General features: G+C 60.8%; 20 protein-coding genes. 13 read left to right on the top strand and 7 right to left on the bottom strand.

From position 1 onward, the window contains the following. Positions 1-18: 18 nt before the first annotated feature. Positions 19-1,485, bottom strand: a complete 1,467-nt coding sequence (gene xdhA, locus A3C3_RS0108190) for a xanthine dehydrogenase small subunit (RefSeq protein ID WP_022714118.1) — start codon at positions 1,483-1,485, stop codon at positions 19-21. Positions 1,486-1,514: 29 nt separating this feature from the next. Beyond that, the gene (locus A3C3_RS0108195; protein WP_022714119.1) at positions 1,515-2,291 is read right to left on the bottom strand and encodes a 3-hydroxybutyrate dehydrogenase; all 777 of its coding nucleotides are present in this window, start codon (positions 2,289-2,291) and stop codon (positions 1,515-1,517) included. A 220-nt stretch (positions 2,292-2,511) separates the two neighbouring features. On the opposite strand from A3C3_RS0108195, the gene glpK reads away from it, so the two are divergent. Continuing rightward, on the top strand, positions 2,512-4,005 hold the full coding sequence (gene glpK / locus A3C3_RS0108200) for a glycerol kinase GlpK (RefSeq protein ID WP_028739490.1): 1,494 nt from the start codon (positions 2,512-2,514) through the stop codon (positions 4,003-4,005). A gap of 35 nt (positions 4,006-4,040) precedes the next feature. Here glpK and A3C3_RS0108205 read toward each other — a convergent pair whose 3' ends face one another. Further along, positions 4,041-5,066 (bottom strand): acyltransferase family protein, encoded by a 1,026-nt coding sequence (locus A3C3_RS0108205; RefSeq protein ID WP_022714121.1) that lies wholly within the window; start codon positions 5,064-5,066, stop codon positions 4,041-4,043. Between the two features lie 167 nt (positions 5,067-5,233). On the opposite strand from A3C3_RS0108205, the gene A3C3_RS0108210 reads away from it, so the two are divergent. The 7 genes from A3C3_RS0108210 (at position 5,234) to map (ending at position 10,831) form a co-directional block, all read left to right on the top strand. Beyond that, a complete protein-coding gene (locus A3C3_RS0108210) occupies positions 5,234-5,695 on the top strand; it encodes a nuclear transport factor 2 family protein (RefSeq protein WP_022714122.1) in 462 nt (153 codons plus the stop codon). A gap of 15 nt (positions 5,696-5,710) precedes the next feature. Then, positions 5,711-6,265: a TetR/AcrR family transcriptional regulator gene (locus A3C3_RS0108215; RefSeq protein WP_028739491.1), complete on the top strand. Its 555-nt coding sequence runs from the start codon at positions 5,711-5,713 to the stop codon at positions 6,263-6,265. Positions 6,266-6,408: 143 nt separating this feature from the next. Further along, entirely contained in the window at positions 6,409-6,783 is a 375-nt protein-coding gene (locus A3C3_RS0108220; RefSeq protein ID WP_022714124.1) for a YciI family protein, read from the top strand. After that, the gene (locus A3C3_RS0108225) at positions 6,780-8,039 is read left to right on the top strand and encodes an RNA polymerase sigma factor (RefSeq protein ID WP_022714125.1); all 1,260 of its coding nucleotides are present in this window, start codon (positions 6,780-6,782) and stop codon (positions 8,037-8,039) included. The genes A3C3_RS0108220 and A3C3_RS0108225 overlap by 4 nt, the downstream gene beginning before the upstream one ends. A gap of 103 nt (positions 8,040-8,142) precedes the next feature. Further along, positions 8,143-8,610 carry an SRPBCC family protein gene (locus A3C3_RS0108230; protein WP_022714126.1) on the top strand — a complete coding sequence of 156 codons (468 nt, stop codon included), beginning with the start codon at positions 8,143-8,145 and terminating at the stop codon, positions 8,608-8,610. Between the two features lie 360 nt (positions 8,611-8,970). After that, positions 8,971-10,032 (top strand): LLM class flavin-dependent oxidoreductase, encoded by a 1,062-nt coding sequence (locus A3C3_RS0108235; protein ID WP_028739492.1) that lies wholly within the window; start codon positions 8,971-8,973, stop codon positions 10,030-10,032. 40 nt (positions 10,033-10,072) lie between these two features. After that, a complete protein-coding gene (gene map / locus A3C3_RS0108240; protein ID WP_022714128.1) occupies positions 10,073-10,831 on the top strand; it encodes a type I methionyl aminopeptidase in 759 nt (252 codons plus the stop codon). 112 nt (positions 10,832-10,943) lie between these two features. Here the strand turns inward: map and A3C3_RS0108245 are convergent, their stop codons facing one another. Beyond that, positions 10,944-11,534: a PadR family transcriptional regulator gene (locus A3C3_RS0108245; protein ID WP_022714129.1), complete on the bottom strand. Its 591-nt coding sequence runs from the start codon at positions 11,532-11,534 to the stop codon at positions 10,944-10,946. A gap of 158 nt (positions 11,535-11,692) precedes the next feature. Between A3C3_RS0108245 and A3C3_RS0108250 the strand changes: the two genes are divergently transcribed. Then, positions 11,693-12,874, top strand: coding sequence for a YbfB/YjiJ family MFS transporter (locus A3C3_RS0108250; protein WP_028739493.1), 1,182 nt, complete (start codon positions 11,693-11,695; stop codon positions 12,872-12,874). Positions 12,875-12,994: 120 nt separating this feature from the next. Continuing rightward, positions 12,995-14,260: a peptide antibiotic transporter SbmA gene (sbmA, locus tag A3C3_RS0108255; RefSeq protein ID WP_022714131.1), complete on the top strand. Its 1,266-nt coding sequence runs from the start codon at positions 12,995-12,997 to the stop codon at positions 14,258-14,260. Between the two features lie 236 nt (positions 14,261-14,496). Here sbmA and A3C3_RS0108260 read toward each other — a convergent pair whose 3' ends face one another. Further along, a complete protein-coding gene (locus tag A3C3_RS0108260) occupies positions 14,497-15,495 on the bottom strand; it encodes a polysaccharide deacetylase family protein (RefSeq protein ID WP_022714132.1) in 999 nt (332 codons plus the stop codon). A 119-nt stretch (positions 15,496-15,614) separates the two neighbouring features. Between A3C3_RS0108260 and A3C3_RS0108265 the strand changes: the two genes are divergently transcribed. The 3 genes from A3C3_RS0108265 (at position 15,615) to der (ending at position 18,419) form a co-directional block, all read left to right on the top strand. Further along, positions 15,615-16,199 (top strand): NnrU family protein, encoded by a 585-nt coding sequence (locus tag A3C3_RS0108265; RefSeq protein WP_022714133.1) that lies wholly within the window; start codon positions 15,615-15,617, stop codon positions 16,197-16,199. Between the two features lie 102 nt (positions 16,200-16,301). Continuing rightward, positions 16,302-16,985 (top strand): tetratricopeptide repeat protein, encoded by a 684-nt coding sequence (locus A3C3_RS0108270; RefSeq protein ID WP_022714134.1) that lies wholly within the window; start codon positions 16,302-16,304, stop codon positions 16,983-16,985. 15 nt (positions 16,986-17,000) lie between these two features. Next, a complete protein-coding gene (der, locus tag A3C3_RS0108275; protein ID WP_022714135.1) occupies positions 17,001-18,419 on the top strand; it encodes a ribosome biogenesis GTPase Der in 1,419 nt (472 codons plus the stop codon). A gap of 106 nt (positions 18,420-18,525) precedes the next feature. Here der and A3C3_RS0108280 read toward each other — a convergent pair whose 3' ends face one another. Together A3C3_RS0108280 and A3C3_RS0108285 are read right to left on the bottom strand one after the other, a co-directional pair. After that, entirely contained in the window at positions 18,526-18,963 is a 438-nt protein-coding gene (locus A3C3_RS0108280) for a hypothetical protein (protein ID WP_022714136.1), read from the bottom strand. Between the two features lie 448 nt (positions 18,964-19,411). Next, entirely contained in the window at positions 19,412-19,852 is a 441-nt protein-coding gene (locus A3C3_RS0108285; protein ID WP_022714137.1) for a MarR family winged helix-turn-helix transcriptional regulator, read from the bottom strand. Between the last annotated feature and the right edge of the window lie 11 nt (positions 19,853-19,863).

Raw genomic sequence — 19,863 nt, forward strand, 5'->3', positions numbered from 1 at the left:
CCATGTTGATGATCGTCATCACGCCACCCCCTCGAACCGCTTCAATTCCACCGGCGTTCCCACCGATTCCAGGTAGAAGCGCCTCAGCAGGTTCTTTGCCGTCAGTTGCCGATATTCGGCGGTGGCGCGCCAATCGGTCAGCGGCTGGAAATCAGCGTCGAAGGCGTCGCGTGCCCTGTCGACGGTTTCCTCGTTCCACGGCTTGCCGATGAGATCGGATTCGACGGTGCGGGCGCGCTTCGGCGTTCCGGCCATGCCGCCGAAGGCGATGCGGATATCGTTGACGTCGCCTGCCTCATCGAGTGTTAGATAGAAGGCACCGAGCACGGCAGTGATGTCCTCGTCGCGGCGTTTGGTGATCTTGTAGACCGCGAACTGGCTGCCTTCGGCCGGGTAGGGCATGAAGACGCTCTCGACGAATTCGCCAGGCTTGCGGTCCTGCTTGCCGTATTCGACGAAATAATCCTCGAGCCGCAACATGCGCGTGCCCGTTGCCGAGCGCAGCTTCAGCGTGGCGCCGAGCGCGATCAAAGGCGGCGGGCTGTCACCGATCGGCGAGCCGTTGGCGATATTGCCGCCGATCGTACCCATGTTGCGCACCTGCTCGCCGCCGATGCGGTTGATGAGATCGCCGAGCGTCGGTACTTTCGGCGCGAGGATTTCGAAAGCCTTGGTATAGGTGACGCCCGCGCCGATCGTCACGCCGCCATCCGTGGTCTTGATCGCCTGCAGTTCGTTCAGGTGATTGATGAAGATGGCGGGGCTCAAGGCGCGCATCTGTTTCGTCACCCAGAGCCCGACATCGGTGGAACCGGCGATGACGGTTGCCTGCGGTTCATCGGCCAGCACGCGCGCCAACGCCTCGACCGAGCCGGGAACGATCAGTCGGTCCTCGCCGGAAACAATGGTGATCGTTTCGCGCGTCTGCATCGCCCAGAGCCTGGAGACGATTTCGGAGCGCGTCTTTTCGAGCGGATCAAAGAGCGTGCTCGGCCGCGCACGGCTGACGGCTTCGGCCGCCTTGACGATCGGCTCGTAACCGGTGCAGCGACAGAGATTGCCCTGAAGCGCCTTTTCGATCTCGGCCCGTCCGGGCTTCTCGTTGGAAAGCCAGAGGCCATAGAGCGACATCACGAAGCCCGGCGTGCAGAAGCCGCATTGCGAACCGTGGTAGTCCACCATCGCCTGCTGTACCGGATGCAGCGTGCCGTTCCTGGCGGCCAGATGCTCGACGGTGACGACATGCGTCCCGTTCAGCGATCCTAACAAGCGAATACAGGCATTGACCGTCTCATAGAAGAGCTTGCCGTCGAGCAAGCGGCCGACCAGCACCGTGCAGGCGCCGCAATCACCCTCGGCGCATCCTTCCTTCGTGCCGGTCAGCCGGCGCCTCAACCGCAGAAAATCGAGAAGCATCTCTGAGGGGTGGACATCGCTCAGGGTGATGTCCTCGCCGTTGAGGATGAAGCGGATGCTGTCTTTCATGTTGTTCCTTGTTCTTGTTTTTGAAATGGTTATGCCGCGGTCCAGCCCCCGTCAATCGAGATGTGGGTGCCGGTCACCTGCCGGGCGTCGTCGCTGGCGAGGTAGAGCGCCATGGCGCCGATCTCCTCGGCCTTGACGAATTCGCGCGTCGGCTGGGCCTTGAGGATGACCTCGCTCTTCACCTGTTCCTCCGTCATCCCGCGGGCCTTGGCGGTATCCGGTATCTGCTTTTCGACGAGCGGCGTCAGCACATAGCCGGGGCAGATGGCGTTCACCGTCACGCCGAATTCGGCAAGCTCGAGCGCCGCGGTCTTCGTCAGGCCTAATATACCATGTTTTGCGGCCACATAGGCGGATTTGAAAGGCGAGGCGACGAGGCCGTGCGCTGAGGCGATATTGATGATGCGGCCATACTTCTTCGCCTTCATCTGCGGGATGGCGGCGCGCATCGTATGAAACGAGCTCGACAGGTTGATGGCGATGATCTGGTCCCATTTCTCGATCGGGAAATCCTCGATCTTCTCGACATGCTGGATGCCGGCATTGTTGACCAGCACGTCGACGGTGCCGAAGGTTTTTGCCGCCGTGGCGATCAGGTCTGCGATCTCCGCGGGTTTCGTCATGTCGGCCGGGTGGTAGAGGGCACTTCCCTCGGAAAGCGATTCAAGCCGCTCCACTATCGCCTTGATTTCGTCTGCCTTTCCGAAGCCGTTGATGACGACATTGTCGCCCTTTCCGGCAAAGGCAGTGGCGATCGCAAGCCCAATGCCGCTGGTGGATCCGGTGACGACAACAGTTCTCTTCATGATGTTCTCCCTATGGCTTGTTTTCGCGACGCAATATCGCGAAGGTTATGCCCAAAGCGGCGCTTCTGGCAATCGCGCGGAAGAGACGATTTGCAGGCTGGAAGGAGAGCAGCCGAGGGCGGGATGGGCGCTGCTTCTTTTTCGTTTTATTTTCTTTTCAGGTTCGCTTTGGTGCCTTATTGATTTCTGCAACAAAGCAATACGCATGGGAGGGACAGGCGTGAGCGGATATGTTTTGGCGATCGATCAGGGCACGACATCGACGCGGGCGATCATTTTCGATAGCGAGCTGAGGATCGCCGGCGCGGGCCAAAAGGAGTTCACGCAGATCTATCCGCGTTCCGGCTGGGTCGAACACGATCCGGAGGAGATCTGGGATTCGGTGGTCTCCACCGTCCACATGGCGCTGCGCGAGGCGAAGATCGAAGCCAAGGACATCGCGGCACTCGGCATCACCAACCAGCGCGAGACTGTTGTCGTCTGGGAACGTGAGACCGGCAAGCCGATCCAGAACGCCATCGTCTGGCAGGACCGCCGCACGGCGAGCTACTGCGACAATCTCAAGCGCCAGGGCCTCGAAAAGACATTCACGAAGAAGACCGGGCTGATCCTCGATCCCTATTTCTCTGGCACCAAGCTTTCCTGGTTGCTGGCCAATGTGAAGGGAGCACGGGCACGCGCCGCCAGGGGCGAGCTTTGTTTTGGCACCATCGACACCTTCCTGATCTGGCGGTTGACCGGCGGCAAGAGCTTCGTCACCGACGCCACGAATGCCTCGCGCACGCTGATGTACAATATCGCCGAGAACAAATGGGACGAAGACCTGCTCGAAATCCTGCGCGTGCCGGCCGCCATGCTGCCGCAGGTGAAGGACTGCGCGGATGATTTCGGCGTCGCCGATGCCTCTATCTTCGGGGCCGCGATCCCGATTCTCGGCGTAGCCGGCGATCAGCAGGCTGCGACCATCGGCCAGGCCTGTTTCGAGCCTGGCATGATGAAATCCACCTACGGCACAGGCTGCTTCGCGCTCTTGAACACCGGCGCCGACATGGTGCGCTCCAAGAACCGGCTGCTCACCACGATCGCTTACCGCCTAAACGGCGAAACGACCTATGCGCTCGAAGGCTCGATCTTCATTGCGGGCGCGGCCGTGCAGTGGCTGCGCGACGGACTTGGGATCATCGATCGCGCTTCGAAGACCGGCGAGCTTGCGGAACGGGCCGACCCGACACAGGAGGTCTATCTCGTCCCTGCCTTCACCGGCCTTGGCGCGCCGCATTGGGACCCGGAGGCGCGCGGCGCGATCTTCGGCCTCACCCGCAACAGCGGTCCAGCCGAATTCGCCCGCGCTGCGCTCGAAGCCGTCTGCTACCAGACGCGCGACCTGCTCGATGCCATGCAAAAGGACTGGAAGAACGGCAAGGATGACACGGTGCTGCGCGTCGACGGCGGCATGGTCGCCTCCGACTGGACGATGCAGCGGCTGGCAGACTTGCTCGAAGCTCCCGTCGATCGCCCGGTTATCCTCGAAACCACTGCCCTCGGTGCTGCCTGGCTTGCCGGGAGCAGGGCAGGTGTATGGCCCGACCGCAAGACTTTCTCCGCCACGTGGAAACGCGACCGGCGCTTCGAGCCGGACATGGATGAAAAGACGCGGGCTGCGAAGGTCAAGGGATGGCGCAATGCTGTGAAGCGGACGCTGAGCGAACTTTAGCGTTTGTTTTGGCCCAGGCTATCGCCTCGACCGCTTCAAGCGGCAAGCGCTTGCCGCTTGCGCCTTGCGGGGGGAACGTAGAGCCAGCCGGCGCCGCTGCGATCGGCAACTGCCTTGATGGCGAGCGACAGGCCGATCGCGACGATCACGACAAGAGGCGCGGTCACATAGCCATTTGCCGCGTGCGCCTTCACCAGCGTTGCGATCGCCGCCACCAGCAGCGAAACAATCATGACGTGCGTCACATAGACCGGAAGCGTGTTGCGCCCGAAATAGGCGAAAGCGTGCCGAACTGGCTGCAGCCGCGACATCAGTACGGCGGTTCCGCAAAGCCATGCCAGACCGGCGATGGAAGAGAGCAGCGCCCAACTGCCTTTCTCGATGGCCTGCAGCCGCCAGCGCAACAGATAGAGTGCCGCAAACAGCAAAAAACCGCCGAATGCCATCAGAAGCGGGCGCCGAGTAATCGTGCCGACTACAGATTTTCCGTACCAGCAACCGAAGAGGAAAAAGACGAAATACTGCAGCACATTGCGATGGGTAAAGAGATCGATCTGCAGATGCCCGCCGAACGTCAGGACCGAGACCATGGCGGCGATCGCGATGGTCGTCGCATGATGGGCGGAAGAAAGAAGCTTCGTGGCGACCATGAAGATCGCCAGTGCCCATATGAACCAGATGCCTGTATTGGGCGCCCACCACATCTCGATCAGCTGGTAGGGATCGCTGCCTTCGGTCGGTACCAGGGAATTGGTCTGGATATAGCGGAAGAACAGCCAGCGCGCGCTGCTCCAGACGGCGAAGAGATAGATGAGCAGCCAGATCTTCCGGCGCAGGAAGTCGCTCCAGGGCGCCTGTACGGCCGATGCCGCAAGAAAGCCGGAGACGGTGAAAAACAGCGGCATCCGAATTGGCGTCATGATGCCGCTGATGCGGGCATAAAGGTCCGGCGCAATCTCGTGGAAGTCGTGGTAGAGAAGCGTGTGGTAGATGACCACGAGGATGATCGACATTCCCTTGGCGATGTCGAGCCAATCGATGCGGGTCTTTTCCTGCCGCATGGTTCCCTCTCTCGACCGTGCACTGCAGCGGGAAGCAAATAGACGAAATGCGTCAAAAACGTGGGCGTATCGCCAATCTCTTCATGAAGGTGGAATGCCGCACCAGGTCCGCTTGATCATTCTGTACTGACAGGTACAATGCATTCTAGTCAGTACAGGAGTTGATCATGAGTGCACTCGTCCCGCCTTTCACATTTGAAACCGCAACGCAGAAAGTCCGCATGGCAGAAGACGGCTGGAACAGCCGCAATCCGGAAAGGGTATCGCTCGTCTATACGCCGGACAGCAGCTGGCGGAACCGGGCGGAATTCATAAACGGCCGCGCGGAGATCGTTGCGTTCCTGACGCGCAAATGGGCAAAGGAGCTGGATTATCGCCTGATCAAGGAGCTCTGGACCTTCGGCGGGAGCCGCATTGCCGTGCGCTTCGCCTATGAGTGGCATGACGACAGCGGCAACTGGTTTCGCTCCTACGGCAACGAGAACTGGGAATTCGATGCAGCGGGCTTGATGCAGCGGCGTTTCGCCTGCATCAACGATCTGCCGATCAAGGAATCGGACCGCAAATTCCACTGGCCGCTCGGCCGGCGACCGGATGATCATCCCGACCTCTCCGACCTTGGTCTCTGAAGGAAGGTGTCAGCTCTGAGAACGCTCTACGAACGCGCCGATGTCGTGCCGCTGCTTGCGGAAATCTTCCGCGAGCTGGGCTTCGAAGGGGCGACGCTCAGCCGGATCACCGAGCGGACTGGCATCGGCAAGGGCAGCCTTTATCATTTCTTTCCCGGCGGAAAGGAAGAGATGGCAGCAGCCGTGCTCGCCGAAGTCGACACCTGGTTCGAACAATTCGTTTACGAGCCGCTGCGCCGCGACGATCCTGCCGAAGCGATCGCGGCAATGTGGAAGAACGCCGACGCCTATTTCCGCTCCGGCGGCCGTATCTGCCTGGTCGGCGCCTTCGCGCTCGATGAAACCCGTGAACGATTTGCGGCCACCATCAACGGCTATTTCCGGCGGTGGATCGATGCGCTCGCCGGTGCCCTTGTCCGCAGCGGCCGCCCGGCCAGCGAGGCGACGGCGGCGGCGGAAAACGCCGTGCTCGGAATACAGGGGGCTCTTGTGCTGTCGCGTGCGCTCGATGACAAGGCCCTGTTCAAGCGGGCGCTGGATCAGATGGCGAAGCGGTTGATCACGTCTTGAACATAGCCGGTGCGGTAACGTTACTGCCGGCTCTCGCAGGTTTTTTCACCAGCACGGCTGGCCGATCCTCTCAACGATAATTTTTTGCTGCGCCCTGTCGGATGCCGGGTTACTTCTTCGTCATTGAGGAAGAGGAGTGAGAGATGCTTTACGCAATCCTTTGCTATGCCAATGAAGAGACGGTGTTCTCCTGGTCCAAGGAGGAGGAAGACGCCGTCATGGCGAAGCTCCATGCCGTGCAGGCCCCTGTCGCTCAGGCCGGAAGGCTCGGTCCGACCGGACGGCTGATGCCGACGACAGCGGCGACCACCGTGCGCAAGGGCAAGGAAGAACCGCTCGTGCTCGACGGTCCTTTCGCGGAAACCAAGGAAGCGCTTCTCGGTTTTTACGTCGTCGATTTTGAGACCCTGGACGAGGCGATCGCTTTTTCGAAGGAGCTGTCGGCGGTCAATCCAGGCTCGACGTCCTATGAAATTCGGCCGTTTTACGTTTTCCGGCCCGGAGAAGCCTCGACATGACGGATATCGCCTGGATCGACGTTGCGCTGACTGCTGCCCGGCCGAAGGCGCTGGGCGCGCTGCTTCGTTACTTCCGCAATCTCGACATTGCGGAAGAAGCGTTTCAGGAGGCGTGTCTGCGAGCGATCCGCACTTGGCCGGACAAAGGCCCGCCGCGCGATCCGACCGCCTGGCTGATCTTCGTCGGCCGCAACAGCGGTATCGATGCCCTGCGCAAGCAGGCAAAAACCCAGGTGTTGCCGGACGAAGACCTGATTTCCGACAAGGAGGATGCCGAAAGCGATATCGCCGACCGGCTGGACGAATCCAACTATCGCGACGATATCCTGCGGCTGCTCTTCATCTGCTGTCATCCCGACCTGCCGGCCACCCAGCAGATCGCGCTGGCATTGCGCATCGTTTCCGGGCTCTCCGTGCAGCAGATCGCGCGCGCCTTTCTCGTCGGCGAAAGTGCCATGGAGCAGCGGATTACCCGCGCCAAGGCACGCGTCGCGAAAGCCGGCGTGCCGTTCGAGACGCCGGGTCCCGAGGACCGGGCGGAGCGTCTGTCGATCGTCTCGACGATGATCTACCTGGTCTTCAACGAGGGCTATTCGCAGGGCGATCCGAAACGCGAGGCCGCCGCCTTCAGCGACGAGGCGATCCGGCTCGGCCGTCTCCTGCTTCGCATCTTTCCGGGCGAGCCGGAGATCATGGGGCTCTTGGCGCTGATGCTGCTACAGATCTCGCGGCGCGACGCGCGCTTCGACGCAAATGGCGAACTGGTGCTGCTCGAAGATCAGGACCGCTCGCGCTGGAGTGATGCTTTGATCAACGAAGCGCTGAATCTGCTCGACAAGGCGATCCGCCACCGCCGGCCCGGACCCTACCAGTTGCAGGCGGCGATTGCGGCCATCCATTCCCGGGCGAAGCGAGCCGAAGACACGGACTGGGAAGAGATCGATCTGCTCTACAGCGTGCTCGAGCGCCTGCAGCCGTCCCCGGTCGTCACGCTCAACCGGGCGGTTGCGATTTCGAAGCTCAAGGGACCGCAGGAGGCTTTTCAGCTCGTCGAAACGCTCGGTGAAAAGCTCGACGGCTACTTCTACTATCATGGCCTGCGCGGCGGTCTGCTGAAGCAGATGGGCCGGGCGAGGGAGGCGCGCGAAGCCTTCGACCGTGCGATCGCGCTTGCAAATTCCGCTGCCGAAGCGGCTCACATCCGCCGGCAGATCGATAAGCTGCAGAGCGAGCCGGCACACCCGGTTGCGAGATAAATTTCAAGAAAAAATCGTGGGCGATGTCGGAACGGCAAATGGCGACACGTCTTTGTAACAACCTGATGGAAAACAGGTTTCGCTCAACAGGAGGAATGCTGAAATGATTGCTGCTGCAAAACATGAACTCGTTCTCGTGCGCGAATTCGATGCCCCGCGGGAAAAGATATTCAAGGCCTGGACCGATCCGGAACATATGAAGGAATGGTTCGTCCCGCGCCCCTGGACCGTGTCGAAGGTCGAAAGCGACGTCCGCCCGGGCGGTTCGAGCCTTGTCGTCATGCGCAGCCCGGAAGGCCAGGAATTTCCAAACCACGGCGTGTATCTGGAAGTCGTCGAAAACGAGAAGATCGTCCTGACGGACGCTTATACCAGCGCCTGGGTTCCATCCGAAAAACCCTTCATGACTGCCGTGGTGCTTCTCGAAGACCTCGGTAACGGCCGGACCAAGTACACCGCCAAGGCACTGCATTGGCGGGCCGAAGACAAGGAAGAGCACGAAAAGATGGGCTTCCACGAAGGCTGGGGCAAGGCTGCCGATCAGCTCGCAGAGCTTCTGGCTCGCATTTGACTTTTGGCAGTGGAGCAGGAGATCGGTGCTGAACGCCGCTCTCCTGACCGGCCATTATCATTATGAAGCTGTTCGGAAAGTGATTCCGTTGAAGCTGCGAAGTGTTTTATTTTACAGGAGAAATACGAGTTTTTCACCCGCAGACCTGCTGCGGCTGTTCCTGTGATGAGCACAGGAAATGAGCCGGCTTGCGTCGGCAAGCCGAGAAACTCTGCAGCCCTGCCCGCGGACTTGCAGCTTTCCATTCAAGAACAGGGCAATGACCCATCAACTTCATCGAACGGTCCGTTCCAGAATTTCCGGTTGCCCTCCGCTGCTTGTCTTCTTATCTCCATGGGCACATTCAACGGGATGCCGATTATGGAATTGGGCCTTTATACCTTTGCCGACGTCAATCCGAACCCTGAACGCAACAAGGGTGCGGAGGGAGCCGAGCGGCTCAAGCATCTGATCGAGGAGATCGAGCTTGCCGATCAGGTCGGGCTCGACGTTTTCGGGCTCGGCGAACATCACCGGCCCGACTATGCCGTCTCCGCGCCCGCCGTTGCGCTTGCCGCGGCTGCGGTCAAGACGAAGAATATCCGGCTGACCAGCGCCGTGACCGTCCTTTCCTCGGACGATCCGGTTCGCGTGTTCCAGCAGTTTGCGACGCTTGATCTGATTTCCAACGGTCGTGCCGAGATCATGGCAGGGCGCGGCTCGTTCATCGAATCCTTTCCGCTCTTCGGCTACAACCTCGAAGACTACGACCAGCTTTTTGAAGAGAAGCTCGATCTGCTGATGACGCTCCGCGAAAACGAGACCGTCAAATGGCAGGGCGAGCTGCGGGCGCCGGTCAACGGCCGCGGTGTCTATCCGCGCCCGCTGCAGGACCCGTTGCCGCTCTGGATCGCTGTCGGCGGCACGCCGCAATCGGTGGCGCGCGCCGGTGCGCTCGGCTTGCCGGTGGCGCTTGCGATCATCGGCGGCGAGCCGCGCCGATTTGCGCCGCTCTTCGATCTCTACCGCGAGGCAGCGCGCCGGGCAGGGCAGGACCAGGCGAAGCTGAAGACCAGCATCAACGTCCATGGTTTCATCGCCGACACGACGGATGCGGCCGCCGATCAATTCTACGGTCCGCAGGCGGAGGTCATGAACCGCATCGGCCGCGAGCGGGGCTGGGGACCGACGAGCCGGGCGCATTTCGATATGTCGCGCGGCCCTTCCGGCGCGCTCTTCGTCGGAGACCCGCAGGTCGTGGCCGAAAAGATCGTCGCACATCACGAGATCTTTAGGAACGACCGCTTCCTGCTGCAGATGGCGATCGGCCTCATGCCGCATGATCAGGTCATGCGGGGCATCGAGCTCTACGGCACGAAAGTGGCCCCGCTTGTCAGAAAGGCATTGACTGACACGGGCGAAGGGGCGAAATCCACGGCCTGAACCGCAATGGCCTGCGCCTTGCGGCAGGCCGGGAAAAGCGATGGTAATCGAAAACGACGACGAACTGGTAAAGCTCAAGGAGATCGGCCGCATCTGCGCCAATGCCATTCAGGTGATGGCGGCAGCAGTCGAGCCCGGCATGACGACGCTGGAGCTCGACCAGATCGGCCGCAAGGTGCTGGAAGATGCGGGCGCGCGTTCGGCGCCGGAATTCTGCTATCAGTTTCCGGGTGCGACCTGCATCAGCGTCAACGAGGAAATCGCCCATGGCATTCCGGGATCGCGCATGGTCCGCCCGGGCGATCTCATCAATATCGACGTCTCGGCCGAAAAGGACGGTTTCTTTGCCGATACCGGCGCCTCCTTCACCGTGCCGCCGGTCAAGCCGAAGATCGAGAAGCTCTGCCGCGACGGCAAGCGGGCGCTGTGGGTCGGCCTCAACCAGGTGAAGGCCGGCGAGCCGCTGGCGAAGATCGGCAAGGCCGTCGGCGCCTTTGCGACAAAGAACCGCTATACACTGGTCGCCAACCTCGCGAGCCACGGTGTCGGCCGCTCGTTGCACGAGGAACCGGCCGAGCTTTCCACCTGGCCCGATCCTTCCGAGAAGCGGATGATGACCGAAGGCCTCGTTTTTACCGTCGAGCCTTTCCTGTCGCTCGGCGCGACATGGGCCGAAGGCGGCGACGACGCCTGGACGCTCTACGCCGACCCGCAGGCCCCAACCGTGCAGTTCGAGCACACGGTGGTGGCGACCCGGAACGGGCCGCTGATCTTGACGCTGCCCGATGGCGGGATTTAGCGGCGATTTCTCGCGAGGTAGTGTCACCACCCTCGCCAACGAAATCTAAGCCTTGGCCGGCGGCCAAGCACAGGATTTCGTATCTTCTCGCCCGTGGAAGAGGAAGCCTGCCTTACCCCTTCGTCTCCGGCTTGCCACCTTGCAGAATTTCCGTGGCGGCGCGTTCCAGGACGCCGGCGATGCGGGCGGCTTCGACTTTCGACCAGGGGTAACGCATCCTGAGTGCGGCGCGCAGCAGCGTGCGAGCGGCGCGAATGTCGCCATTGTCGCGAATCAAATCCTCCTCGTCTTCGGCGTCGCGGTGGCGGCCGTGGTGGTCCGGATCGAACATGCGGTTAACGAAAGCCATCTTCTCGCCGATGCGCTCGAGCTTGTTCAGCGTGTGCTGGATCATGGCGCGATTCTCCTCGACCTTATGCCTGCCGCGTCCGGTGATCTTGTAGAGCTTCTTGGTGCCTTCGCTCTGGACTTCCGCCAGTTCCGTCTCTTCGAGATAGGTCAGCGCCGGATAGATGACGCCCGGGCTTGGAACGTAGAAGCCGCCCGAGCGCTCCTCCAGGGTCTTGATCAGCTCGTAGCCGTGACGCGGCCGCTCGTCGAGCAGCGCCAGCAGCACCAGTTGAAGATCGCCAGCCGAAAACTTGCGGCCCATTCCCATCCGCATCGCTTCGCCGAACATGCCGCTACCTCTGAAACCTCTCATGGTCCGCTTCCTTTGCTACTCGATGTATCGTTCACTATATCGTAAAACATATATCGTAAGATATGTCATTTCAAGGGGCGTCGAAGATTTGTGAAATTCATCGATCGATCAGTTTTTCTCGTTTGTCCCCGCCATTGTGCAGCGCGATAAAGCAAAGCATGTTGGTACGCAGCGATACCCAACCAGTGAACCTCTTCCGGACGGCGCTTGCCGGCATGATCGCGATGTCGGCGGCCATGGGTTTCGGGCGGTTTTCCTATACGCCGATCCTGCCCGGCATGATAAGCGGCGTGCCGCTTTCGGCGGCCGATGCAGGCTTCATCGCTTCGGCCAATTTCGCAGGCTATCTAGCGGGCGCAGTGCTTGCCACTTACAGCTGGGCCGCCGGCCGTGAACGCAAGGTCGCGCTCTCGGCGCTTCTGGCGAACGCGCTGCTGCTTGCCGCCATGGCCGCCACGACTTCCGTTCCGGTCTTCGCTGTGATCCGTTTTCTGGCCGGATTGGCAAGCGCATTTGCGATGATCTTCACCTCGTCGATCGTCTTGAGCCATGGCGCTGCGGCGGACAACGACCACGTTCAGGCGGCGCATTTTGGCGGCCCGGGTGCCGGCATTGCGCTCTCTTCGGTCATGGTGATGCTGATCGGTTTCATCTTTGCCGGCGCCTCCGGCTGGCGAGCCGACTGGATCGGCGGTGCGATCTTTTCGGCAATCGGCCTCGCCGCCGTCTGGCTTTTGCTGCCATTGGCGCCGGTACGCTCAGGCAATGCCGGCAAGGAGCCGCCGATCGTCTGGAAGCCCCCTGTGGCTCTGATCACGCTTTCCTATGGCATCTTCGGTTTCGGCTACGTGATCACCGCCACCTTCCTCGTCACAATCGCGCGCATGGACGCGGCGGGGCAGACGGTTGAATTCCTCTGCTGGTTCATCGCTGGGCTCACGGCAGCCGTTGCGCTTTTTGCATGGCGGCCGCTGGTATATCGGCTTGGCCTCGGCTGGGTCTATGTCGCCGCCCTGCTGATGGAAGCGGTCGGGGTTCTCGCGACGGTGCTTTTGCCGCATTCAATGGCGCCGCTGATCGGCGGCGCTCTCTTCGGCGCCACCTTCCTCGCCATCACCGCCTACGGGCTGCAGATCGGCCGCAAGCTGGCTCCGGAAAGCGCGCGCCGCATCTTCGCGACAATGACCGCCGCCTTTGGTCTCGGCCAGATCATCGGCCCCATCGTTGCCGGCTGGATTGCCGAGCAGACCGGCAGCTTCACCATGCCGACCTTTATCGCTGCTGCAGCCCTCATCCTGTGCGCCGCCCTTGTACTTCCCGTCATCAAGAGATTGGGATAAGCCGTTACAAATGCGTAACAATGGGCCGAACCCATTGCTGCCTTCTTCGAACTGCCATAGTTTCCGGCACAATCAGTTAGCTGATACTCCCAAGATTCCAGTTCAGGAAAGCGACTGCTCGTGTTCCATTCCTTCTTCCCGCAGCCGAAACTCTTCTTCCCGTCAGTAGCCATCTGGGCACTTATCTGTATCGCCGTCTGGTATGGCGTCGGAGAATCGACGGGTCTTTCTCTTGGTTTCGGGCCGCTTCCCGAGGGGCAGGAGCCCCCAATCGGACTCGACTTTTTCCTCTTGCCCGACAATCTGTTTTTTTATGCTTTCTTCCTGATATGCGTCGGTCTCTTCTGCGGGTTTTGGCACCTGCGAGCGAAAGACCATCCTTGGAGGATCTGGTCCGTATGGGGTTCTGCGCTCATTATCATGGCGACATATTTCGGGGTTCAGATTTCCGTTGCCATCAACAACTGGCGCCGTCCGTTTGGTGATACGTTGCAGAATGCGCTGGCGAAAACGGCCCCTGTCACCGTCTGGGACTTCTATAGCCTTATGCTGATCTTTGCGCAGATCGCGTTTCTCAGCATGTTCGTTTCAATCATTACTGACTTCTTCACCAGCCATTATGTGTTTCGCTGGCGAACGGCCATGAATGATTTCTACATGTCCAAGTGGGAGAAGCTTCGCCATATCGAGGGTGCTGCGCAGCGTGTTCAGGAAGATACGATGCGTTTTTCGAGCATTCTTGAGGGCCTTGGCATCAACCTGATCAATTCGGTGATGACGCTCATCGTATTCCTGCCGATTCTTTTTGCGCTTTCAAGTTACGTCTCCGAACTGCCGATCGTCGGTGAAATTGGGCATACGCTGTTCTGGCTGGCGCTCTTCTGGTCCGCGTTCGGAACTGTGCTTCTCGCCGTCGCCGGTATCAAGCTGCCGGGATTGAACTTCCGCAACCAGCGCGTGGAAGCTGCTTACCGCAAAGAACTGGTTTACGGCGAAGATTATGCCGACCGGGCCCAGCCGCCGACGGTCAACGAGCTATTTGCGAACGTCCGCCGCAACTATTTCCGGATGTACTTCCACTATCTCTATTTCAACGTTGCCCGGTACTTCTATCTGCAGGCCGACGCGCTGTTCGTGACCTTCATGCTGGTGCCGACGATCGTGGCGGGGAAGATCACCTATGGTATCTATCAGCAGATCCTGACGGCCTTCGGCCAGGTCAGCAACTCCTTCCAGTATCTCGTCAATTCCTGGACGACGATCATCGAGCTTCTGTCGATCCACAAGCGTCTCAGGGCCTTCGAGGCGGCGATCGACGACGAGCCGTTGCCGGAGATCGATCAGCGCTATCTCGAGCGTGATGGCGTCGTCCAACCGGACGGCTAAGACATGGGTCGCGCTAAGCTGGAACGTCCCGTTTGCGGCAAACCGCTCATCCGCAGCCGGCACTCGTGGTGACCCGTCACTCCAAAGATAGAGGGTGGCGGTGTCGGTGATCAATGCTGGGAGAGCAATTAAGGGTGGCGCGCCGCTTTGCCCTTCTCCCCAGCGGGGAGACGGTGCCCGAAGGGCGGACGAGGGGGCGCCCCGGCAGGAGTTTCAAAGGGCGCGCAGGGGCACGCTTAAAGCCCCGAAGTTTCCTGTTCCTGCAATTTCCCGCGCGCCTCGATCATCGGGATCGCTTCCGCGTAGCTGACGCAGGCAACATCCGTTCTTCGGCAGACGTCGCTCACCAGGCGGTCGAGCGCGCGCCAATAAGCGCCGCCGTTCATTTCCACGAAGTGGAACCCGAGCTGGAGGGGAATGCGGTCTCCGGCATATTGCTTGTCGAATGCTTCTTTAAAGGCCGCGTAGGCGCGCTCTTCGAAGACCTTGCTGTCGGTCTTGTCTTCTTCGCCCTTGGAGTGGCGGATGAAGAGGTTGTAGTCCATGCCGATAACCGGCTTTTCCTTCGGACCCTCGGGGATCAGCGGCAGGCCGAAGCGGATGATGCCGTCTTCGACGACGGGCGTGGCCGGACCCTTGGTGACGAGGCTGGCGTCATAGGAAAAGCCGGCCTTCTTCTGCGCAGCGATCATGTCGCCGCCCGCCGTCGCGGAAAGATAGGGTGCACGAAAACCCTTGATGCCGTGCTCGACCAGATCCTGCCAGCCTTGCGGCTCTTTGAGGTCGACGCTTTTCCAGGCGTTCTTCAACGTCGCCTTGAAGGTCGCGTATTCGGCGGACCAATCGGCCTCGCTCCATTTACGGCCGTCAAAATGGCCGCAGGCGTGGCTCGAAATATCGTGGCCTTCGAGATGCGCATGCCAGATGTTGCCGAGCCGCTCGCGGATTTCGTCGTCGCTTTGGGCAAAGCCGACATTAGACTTTCCGCGTTTCTGATGAGGGGCTTGGTAGGCTTTCTTCGCAGCCTGATTCATCAGGAACGTGCAGGAGAGAAAATAGGTAAAGTGTGCGCCATTCCTTGCTGCCATCTCGCGGCTCTTCTGCCACAACGCGTTGTCATGGGCGCCATCGAAGGACACGATCACCAGCTGCTTCGGCGGCTGGTTGGCTGCCTGGGCGGGAAGGGAGGTGACGAAGGAAAAGGCGAGGCAGGCAGGGAAAATGAAACGAAACATGGGCACCGCGACAATTGTTTGCGGCTTTCCTGTTACAGAATTGCGGCAAAGCTGCGGTGCCGCTGGCATTTTCCTGCGGCTGCGGCTAAGCCTCGAAAAACGGATAGGAGACGCGCGCCATGGCCTTGCTTATCGTCGGCATCATACTTTTCCTCGGTATCCATCTGGTTCGGGTGGTTGCACCCGGTTTCCGCCAATCGATGATCGCAAGCCTCGGGGAGAACGGCTGGAAGATCGCCTATGCGATCGCAAGCCTTCTTTCGCTGATCCTGCTGATCTACGGTTTTGGCCAGGCGCGGCAGGTGACCGGCATGCTGTACATGCCGCCGGTGTGGATGGCGCATATCGCACTGACGCTGATGCTGATTGCGCTCATCTGTCTTGCCGCCTCGCTGCTGCCGGCGGGGCACATCGCGGTTCGGACCAAGCATCCGATGGTGCTATCGGTGAAGATCTGGGCGCTTTCGCATCTGCTTGCCAATGGCGAGACCTCGTCCGTCCTACTGTTTGCGGCCTTCCTCGCCTGGGGCGTCATTCTCCGCATCGCCCTGAAGCGGCGCGAGCGGGCGGGCGAGTTGAAGCTGCGGCCCTTCGTTTCAGCCAAGTATGATCTTTATGCGGCCGTCATCGGCGTTGTTGCCTGGGGGCTGCTGGTCTGGAGAGTGCACGAATGGCTGATCGGCGTTTCGCCGCTTGCCGTGTGACGAATCTTTGCGATCCCCCTTACAAGTGCCGCAAAATGGAGTAGAAGGCCCCACAAATATGCGGCAACGCATGCAATGGGCTTATCCGTGCCGGAGACGAGAATGGCATTCAACGACGACAGCTTCATCCGTGAAGTCAACGAGGAACTTCGTTCCGACCAGATGAAGGGCGCCTGGCGCCGTTTCGGCCGCTATGTCATCGCCATCGCCGTTCTGATCGTGGTCGGTACGGCTGGCAAAGTTGCCTTTGACTACTGGGACGACAACCGCTCGTCCGGCACCGGCGACCAGTTCCTGGCGGCGATGAAGCTTGCCGACGAGAACAAGAGCGACGAGGCGCTTGCCGCGCTCGCCACGCTCGAAAAGGAAGGCCACGGCGCCTATCCGGTTCTCGCCCGCATGCGTGCGGCCTCGGTCCAAGCGCAGAAGGGCGACAATGCCGCGGCTATCGCCGCCTTCGAAGCGATCGGCAAGGACCAGTCCGTTCCGGAGGCCGTCCGCGATGCCGCCAGGATGCGCGCCGGCTGGCTGCTGATCGAAAGCGGCACTTACGAGCAGGTTTCCGCCGCCGTCGAGGAAATGGCCATTCCGGCGAACGCCTTCCGCCACTCGGCCCGCGAAGCGCTGGGCCTTGCCGCCTACAAGGCCGGCAACATGGTGCAGGCCCGCCAGTGGTATCAGGCGATCGCCGACGATGCCGCAAGCCCGCGCAACATTGCAAACCGCGCCCAGATCATGCTTGATAATATCACCGCATCCGGCAAGGCGCCCGCCGCGCAGGGCTGAATCTAAGGATCTCTAATGAGCTTTACGGTCGCGATCGTCGGTCGCCCGAATGTCGGCAAGTCGACGCTTTTCAACCGCCTGGTTGGGAAGAAGCTGGCGCTCGTCGACGATACGCCGGGCGTTACCCGCGACCGCCGGCCGGGCGATGCGCGGCTGATCGACCTCAAGTTCACGATCGTCGATACCGCCGGTCTCGAAGAGGCTGATGCTGAAAGCCTTCTGGGCCGCATGCGCGCCCAGACGGAAGCGGCAATCGACGAGGCCGATCTGTCGCTGTTCGTCGTCGATGCCAAGACCGGTCTGACGCCGGTCGATACCGCCTTGGCCGAAATGCTGCGCCGCCGCGGCAAGCCGGTGGTGCTTGTTGCCAACAAGGCCGAAGCGAAGGGCTCCGACAGCGGTTTCTACGACGCCTATACGCTCGGTCTCGGCGAACCGACGCCGATTTCGGCCGAACACGGACAGGGCATGCTCGACCTGCGCGACGCGATCGTCGCCGCGCTCGGCAAGGAGCGGGCCTATCCGCCGAAGGAAGACGTCGCCGTTACCGACGTGGACGTTCCGCGGTCCGAAGTGGAGGGCGAAGAGGATGAAGAGCCCGCCTACGACGATACCAAGCCGCTCCGCGTTGCAATCGTCGGGCGGCCGAATGCCGGCAAGTCGACGCTCATCAACCGCTTCCTTGGCGAAGACCGGCTGCTGACCGGGCCGGAAGCTGGTATCACGCGCGATTCCATCTCCGTCGAGTGGGATTGGCGTGGCCGCACGATCAAGATGTTCGACACTGCCGGCATGCGCCGCAAGGCGAGGGTGATCGAAAAGCTGGAGAAGCTTTCGGTTGCCGATGCGCTGCGCGCGATCCGTTTTGCCGAACTTGTTGTCGTCGTCTTCGACGCGACGATCCCCTTCGAGAAACAGGATCTGCACATCGTCGACCTGGTGCTGCGCGAAGGCCGTGCGGCCGTTCTCGCCTTCAACAAGTGGGACATGATCGAGGATCCGCAGGCGGTTCTCGCCGACCTGCGCGAAAAGACCGATCGCCTGCTGCCGCAGGCGCGCGGCATCCGCGCCGTTCCGATTTCCGGCCAGACCGGCCGCGGGCTCGACAAGCTCATGCAGTCGATCATCGATACCGACAAGGTGTGGAACAAGCGCATTTCGACGGCGCGGCTCAACCGCTGGCTGGAGCAGCAGCAGGTGCAGCATCCGCCGCCGGCCGTTTCCGGCCGCCGCATCAAGCTGAAATACATGACGCAGGTAAAGGCCCGCCCGCCGGCCTTCATGATTTCCTGCACGCGTTCCGATGCGCTGCCGGAATCCTATACGCGCTATCTGATCAACGGTTTGCGCGAGGATTTCGACATGCCGAGCGTGCCGATCCGCATCCATTACCGCTCGCCGGACAATCCGTACGAATCGAAGAAGAAGCGGTAGCCGCCTTTCACTCCTGTTCGGGAAATGCGCCGCCGCACGGCGCGCGGAAAAGCTGGAGCTGCCGACCGGGCCGCTCCAGCAATGACCCTGCGAAACCTTGGCGCTCCTAGTCGAGGAACGCCGCGCGCAGCCGATGGAACATGCCGCGCTTTCCTTCAGCGTAGAAAGAGCGGATTTGCCGGGCAGCGGTTGCAGCGTTTACCGTAGCGCCGAAGTGGCAGTAGCAGATGACCTTATGCAACTCCCTGTCGGTCAACTCGAAAAACCGCTTTGCTTCGCCATAGGTGTCGTTTTCCATCCCGGCTGCACGCAGCACAGGATCTTTGAACGCGACGGAGATCGGCGAATTGTCGGCGCGCATGATGTCGCGCCCTGCTTCCGGCTGATATTCTGTCTGGTGCAGTGTCGAGAGATGCCGGTTAGGAAACTGCTCGAGGATCTCTGCCCAGCGCTGCAGGCGCTCGCTGCGCGACATCGGCCGGCGCGGCTGATCCGGGTTGACGTTTGCGACGGTCCGCAGTTGGTCAAGTGCTTGATGTTTCATTTTAGCCTCCGATTCAGACGATGGCTGCTCCGCCCCCTTACACTTTTGCCCTGAAATAAGATTGACTCCTGCGGGCGCGGAAGTCCAATCACGATGCTCATCGAGGCGGCTTTTTGCGTCATCGTCAGCGTTTTCGGGCAGGCCTGATATGGCGGGCAGGCGATCAAGATCCTCTGACCGGCAAAGTCATCGTTTTTTGCTCTGCAAAACATGCCGGGCGTACAAAAGTGAAAGGGTGACCGGCACGACCGACACAAATCGCACCTCAGAGAACGCCTGGCTCCTGTCATTGGCTGCGCGCTGGGAGTTTCGAGCACAAATACCGGTGCCACGATTTGCAATTGCACCGTCTGGCGCAGCCATGGTGTTGCGCCCGCTCGCCGATGTCTGGTTTTAAGCCGGAAGGCGAAGTCGGTGGCTGCCACTCAACAGCGAACATTCGCCCTTCTCAGGCAGCAACACTTTTGTTCAACGCCTCGCGTAGCGCCACGATCTCGGCCTGCAGGCGCGAGAGGCCGGCGGCGTCCCGGCCGGTAGCGCCGGCGATGCAGTCAGGAATCGCGGCGGCCTTTTCTTGCAGTCCGATGCCTTCGCCGCTCAGGCGGATGACGACGACGCGTTCGTCTTCCTTACTGCGCTCGCGGCAGATATAGCCGGCGGCTTCGAGGCGCTTCAGCAAAGGGGTAAGCGTGCTCGATTCCAGGAAGAGCTTTTCGCCAAGGCCGCCGACGGTCTGGCCGTCTTCCTGCCAGAGCGAGACCATCACCAGATATTGCGGATAGGTGAGGCCGAGCGCGTCGAGCAACGGCTTGTAGACGCGGTTCATCGCGTGGCTTGCCGTATAGATGGCGAAGCAGATGAAATTGTCGAGTTTTGGTTGCTCCTGCATGGCATTTCTCC

Source organism: Rhizobium mongolense USDA 1844 (assembly GCF_000419765.1).
GTDB lineage: Bacteria > Pseudomonadota > Alphaproteobacteria > Rhizobiales > Rhizobiaceae > Rhizobium > Rhizobium mongolense.